This window comes from Streptomyces sp. NPDC096132, from assembly GCF_044763345.1.
Lineage (GTDB): Bacteria > Actinomycetota > Actinomycetes > Streptomycetales > Streptomycetaceae > Streptomyces.
The window spans coordinates 1-4,984 of the sequence record NZ_JBIWGA010000077.1; the positions used below are offsets into that span (position 1 = coordinate 1).

The 4,984-nt window shown below is 68.1% G+C and carries 5 protein-coding genes; 1 reads left to right on the forward strand and 4 read right to left on the reverse strand.

Annotated features, from left to right (window positions below; genetic code table 11):
* The first annotated feature begins 745 nt into the window (after positions 1-745).
* On the forward strand, positions 746-1,402 hold the full coding sequence (locus ACIRF9_RS52370) for a response regulator transcription factor (RefSeq protein WP_403837713.1): 657 nt from the start codon (positions 746-748) through the stop codon (positions 1,400-1,402).
* Between the two features lie 158 nt (positions 1,403-1,560).
* Here ACIRF9_RS52370 and ACIRF9_RS52375 read toward each other — a convergent pair whose 3' ends face one another.
* The 4 genes from ACIRF9_RS52375 to ACIRF9_RS52390 all read right to left on the reverse strand — a co-directional run bounded on the left by ACIRF9_RS52375 (position 1,561) and on the right by ACIRF9_RS52390 (position 4,848).
* Positions 1,561-1,833, reverse strand: a complete 273-nt coding sequence (locus tag ACIRF9_RS52375) for an acyl-CoA carboxylase epsilon subunit (RefSeq protein ID WP_403837715.1) — start codon at positions 1,831-1,833, stop codon at positions 1,561-1,563.
* A gap of 74 nt (positions 1,834-1,907) precedes the next feature.
* Entirely contained in the window at positions 1,908-2,345 is a 438-nt protein-coding gene (locus ACIRF9_RS52380) for a DUF6069 family protein (RefSeq protein ID WP_403837717.1), read from the reverse strand.
* Positions 2,346-2,418: 73 nt separating this feature from the next.
* A complete protein-coding gene (locus ACIRF9_RS52385) occupies positions 2,419-4,005 on the reverse strand; it encodes an FAD-binding oxidoreductase (RefSeq protein ID WP_403837719.1) in 1,587 nt (528 codons plus the stop codon).
* 177 nt (positions 4,006-4,182) lie between these two features.
* Positions 4,183-4,848 (reverse strand): DsbA family protein, encoded by a 666-nt coding sequence (locus ACIRF9_RS52390; protein WP_403837721.1) that lies wholly within the window; start codon positions 4,846-4,848, stop codon positions 4,183-4,185.
* Positions 4,849-4,984 lie beyond the last annotated feature (136 nt).

Sequence of the window (4,984 nt, forward strand, 5' to 3'; positions counted from 1 at the left end):
GTCTCCGAGGTGAAGCGGTCACCGGTGAGCTGCATACCGTCACCCGAGTCCCCCGCGAACCTGATGATCACCCGGTCGAGACGGCGTACGTCCTTGGGCTGTGCGGTACCGCGGTCCGGTGCTTGCGCAGAGGCCATGCTCTTGTCATCTCCCCAGGGCTGTGTCAAGTAGGTTCTGTTTTGCCGTGTGTCGGCCGCCGAGGATGGCCGATTCGCCACTGAATCTTCATGAACGCTGTCGATAGCGTGCTCCTCTGGAGAGCCATGTCCGTGATCGGGTTTCCGGCCCCGCGGTGTGACCCAGCCCTCGTATACATCGTACGCAACGACGTGTACGATGTATTGTGAATGCCTGGAACAGGTCGGTACGGGGGAGCTGGTGTAGTTGACGGTGCAGTTATTCGTCTTCTTTTGAGCGATGTTTCCGCGGGGAGGCGTAAAACGGTGTGCACCGGATGTTGTCTTCGGTGTGATCAGGTCTCTTTCTGTTTCGGCGGGGTTTCAACTTTTCTTTCTGATCGGATCGTCAACTGTTGATCTTTGACGGATCGAGCGCCCCGTCTGTACCCTTCCTGTGGACCTGTTTTGACATTGGCTCGACGCTCCGCTAAATCGGATGAATATGGGGGATTTCTCGGATGGGGCATCAGTCTGTAAGGCTTCTAGAACCGCGCACTCCGCATCAGGCGTCCACGCGGGTGGCGTACGCAAGGCCGGACGTGAGGCGAGTCCGCAAGGGATTGCGCGTGCTCGCCGTGGAGAGCGAGAGCGACATGGCCAAGGAGTTGGTGCGCGACCTGTGGCGGCACGGGTACGACGCCGACAGCGTCCCGACCGGCGCCCAGGCCCTGCAGCAGTACCGCAACGCCGATCTGCTCCTCGTCGACCTGGACCTTCCCGACCTGGACGGGGTTGAACTGTGCCGCAGCATCCGCGCGGTGTGCGACGTGCCCATCATCGTCGTGACGGCCCGTGACTCCGAGCTCGACCGCGTTCTCAGCCTGCGGGCCGGCTCGGACGACTACGTGCCCAAGCCCTACAGCCTGGCCGAGCTGATCGCCCGCATCGAGGCCGTCATGCGTCGGGTGCTCCGGCCGCCGGCCCCGGTCGACGAGGCCATCACCGTCGGTCAGCTCGGCATCGATCCCCGGGCCCGGGAAATCCGCCTGGACGGCCGTCCCATAGAAGTGACGCGCAAGGAATTCGATCTGCTGTATTTGCTCGCCTCACGGCCGGGAATCGTTGTCACCCGAGAGCAGATCATGGCGCAGGTCTGGCGGGACTCCCGGTCGGAGCCGGGGCGCACCATCGACACCCATGTCAGCAGCCTGCGCAGCAAGCTGGGCTCCAGTAGCTGGATCATCACCGCCCGCGGAGTCGGTTTCCGTCTGGGGCATGCCTGACAATTCCGCTTCTCCTCGGATTCATTTCGTATTCGAAAATGGACCCGGTGCACAAAAATCAGGATCAGTGATCAGAAAAGGGGCCGTCCGGTCAATGGCGATCGGCGGTCCTTCTCCGTTGGCGGAGCCAGGGGAAAAGGCTTGCTATGGAATGCGGATCAGGCCGCGCGGCGCCACCCCGGCAGCGGTCCGGCCGCCCATGACGTGGCGGTCCTGCGCCTGGCCGAGGACGGTGTCCAGCGCGCTCCGCGACCGCCGTCGTCCCCGTCCGTCGGCTGCGCCGCCTGGGCGGCGTTCGCGGCGAGCACGCCGGCCAGTGCCACCGCCACCGCGGCGACCTCCTCGGCGGTGGGATCCCCGCTGACGATGCGCCAGGACTGCGTGGTCAGCATCGTGGTGACATCCACCGCGGAAGTGCCCTCTGCTGTCATGCTTCCTCCCCAAAACGAAGGCGGCCCTCCGGAACCGTTCGGTTCCGGAGGGTCGCCTGGCGGCTGTGCGGTTGTCAGACGCGGGACCGGCGGATCACCTCGAGCGCGGCCACCGCGACGAAACCGACGATCAGATGCATCGCGATCAGCGTGGCCGCGGTACCGCCGTCGGTCTCCTGGGTCAGCGGACCGATCGCCGTGAGCACCGCCACCGCGCCGCCCACGATCTGACCCACCCGCAGGAACACCGGCTTCCAGCGGGCCAGGAGAACGGCCGCCGTGACACCGATCACCGGTGCGGCGACCGACATGAAGATCACGTCACCGGCGGCGATCTTGTCGGGCTTGTCGTTGAGCTCCAGGACCAGGGAGGCGCCGGCGGCGTCGCCGATGAACAGGACGATCAGATTGACGACCGCGGCGATGGCGGCGCCCCCCACCACGGCCTGCCACGCGGGCAGTGCGCGCCGTCCTGGAGCGGTGCGGGTGGCAGCGGGGTTACTGCTGGTCATGGAGCCCTCCGGGCTGTCGTGAACATGTGTGATGTGCGCTTCCGGCGCGAGGACCGGTGGCCCGGGCGATCCGTCAGGCGGGGTCCAGGGACAGGGCGTGCCGGAAGACGTTCTTGGGGTCGTAGGCGTTCTTGACCCGCTGCAGCCTGGGGTAGTTGTCCTTCCAGATGATCGAGTACCAGGGCACACCGGAGGTGTTCTGCACCGGGTCGCGCATGTCGACGTCGGGGTAGTTGATGTAGCCGCCGTCCTGCTGGCCGTTCGGCACCGGGAAACCGCCGGTCGCGCCATGCACGTTCTTGCGGAGCGTGCGCAGCCAGTTGACCTCGGCCTCGTCCTGGGCCGGGTCGGCCCAGTTGTTCGAGTACCAGAGCTTGAGGACGGAGTCCCGCTGGGGGATCGCCGTGGCGGACGACGAGACCGTGTTGATCTTGCAGCCGTAGGCCGCGAGGTACACCAGGCCGGCGCCGTAGTGGTTGGGGTCGTTCAGCGAGCGGTAGATCGCGCCGACCTGAGTCTCGGTCAGCGGCTTGCGCAGATGGCCGCCCATGGACTTCTGGCGCGAGTACGCGCCGTAGCTCGGCGTCGGCTCAAGGGCGATCTCCAGCCAGGTGCCCTCCTTGACGTCGACGGTCGGCTCCAGGCCCACCCCCGCGTTGACCGCGCGGATGTAGTCGTCGTGGAGCTTCGGGGTGTCCGCCAGCGTCGCGTCCATGCGGATCTCGAGCTGGACCGTGCCCGCGAGCGACGAGTGCAGCTGCAGGGAGCTGTGCATCGTGGCGTAGACGGAGCCGGGAGCGCTGTTCGCGGCGTGCCAGGCGCCGTGGTTGAGCACCAGACGAGTGAAACCCGCCTCGGTCAGCTGCGCCCACGGCCAGGTCACGACGGTCTTGCGCATCCGCGCGGGCGGCTTCGGCAGCAGCGCCGAGGCGCTGCCCGACGCACCCGGGGTGCGGAACCAGAACCGGGTCACGATGCCGAACCCACCGCCACCGCCGCCGGTGTGAGCCCACCACAGATCACGGTTCGGGTCGCCGGCGTTGCGGGTGGCGATGACGGTGCGCGCCTTGCCGCCCCGGTCGGCGACGACGACCTCGACCGCGTACAGGTGGTCCACCACGAGGCCGTAGCGGCGGGACAGCGGGCCGTACCCGCCGCCGGTGACATGGCCGCCCACGCCCACCTCGGGGCACACACCGCCCGGGACCGTGACGCCCCAGCCCTCGTACAGCGCCTTGTACACCTCGCCGAGGCGGGCACCGGCCTGTACGGCGAAGGCGTTCATCGTCGGGTCGAAGGTGACGTCCTTCATCTCCGACAGGTCGACCAGGATGCGGAACTGCGGGTCGTCGACCAGACCCTCGAAGCAGTGGCCGCCGCCGCGCACGGTGATGCGCTGGTTGTCGGCGATGGCCTGGTTCACCGCCTTCTCCACCTGGGAGGCGCAGTGCACGAGCCAGATCTCGTCCGGGGTGGCCACGAAACGGTTGTTGTAACCGCGTTCCGCCAGCTCGGTGTAGCGGGCGTCGCCCGGCCTGACGATCACCTCCGGCGCGGCCTGAGCGGCGGCCCGGGCCGCCGGCGAGGTCAGTGCGGCGAACCCCGCGGTGGTGCCGGCCACCGCTATCGCGGAACCCAGGAACCTGCGTCGCGAAACCATGTTGAGCCCTATCTGTGCTGGGATAGCTGGGACAGCTGGGAAATCGACGAATCACCGCATGGACGCATGCGGGCCGGGGGATGGGCTTCACCCAATCAGCCCCCGGGGAGGGTCACCACGCGCTTGACATGGATCTGTGGTGCCTCGATGCGAAAGTTGAGGTACCGGACTCTCGGTTCAGAACCCGGAGCCGGTCCGGGCGGCCTCGTCCAGCGCCGCGGACAGCGCGGCCTCGGACTGGGATCCGGTCAACGGCCGTACGCCGTCGATGAAGAACACCGGCACCCCGGTCACGCCGAGCCGGCGCACCTGGTCGAGTGCGGCACGCAGCCGGTCCGTCTCCGCGGACCGGGCCGGTGCGGCACCGGGGCCGTCAGGCGTGACGCCGATCTCCTCGGCGAGCCGGGCGAGGGTGTCGGGGTCGCCGATGTGCAGCCCGTCCGTGAAGTGGGCGCGGAAGAGACGCTCCACCATCGGCTCGGCCAGGCCCTGCCGGGCGGCGCGCGCGATGAGCCGGTGCGCCTCGAACGTGCCCGTGGCCACGGCGCGTTCGTAGTGCAGCTCCAGCCCCTCCGCGGCCAGCTGCCGGGCGTACCGCAGCGTCTGCTGCACGGCCTCCGCGCCGAACACCCGCTCCAGCACGGGGAGCAGGGGCTCCCCCTCGGTGCCGGCGCCCGGCGCCAGCTCGAACGGCAGGAATTCCACCCGAAGTCGGCGGCCCTCGGCACGCAGCCGGTCCGCCACCCGCGTGAAACGGGTGTAGCCGAGATAGGAGTGCACGCAGATCACGTCCAGCGCGATCCGTACGCGCACCGTGGCGTTCCTCGGCGTCTGCTGTTCCAAAACCGCTGCCTCCTACGGACTGGTGGGGTCAAGTGGGGTCCTACTGCGGGGGGTTGCCGTGTTTGCGGGAGGGGAGGTCGGCGTGCTTGGACTGGAGCATCGCCAGGGAGCGGATGAGGACCTCGCGGGTTTCGGC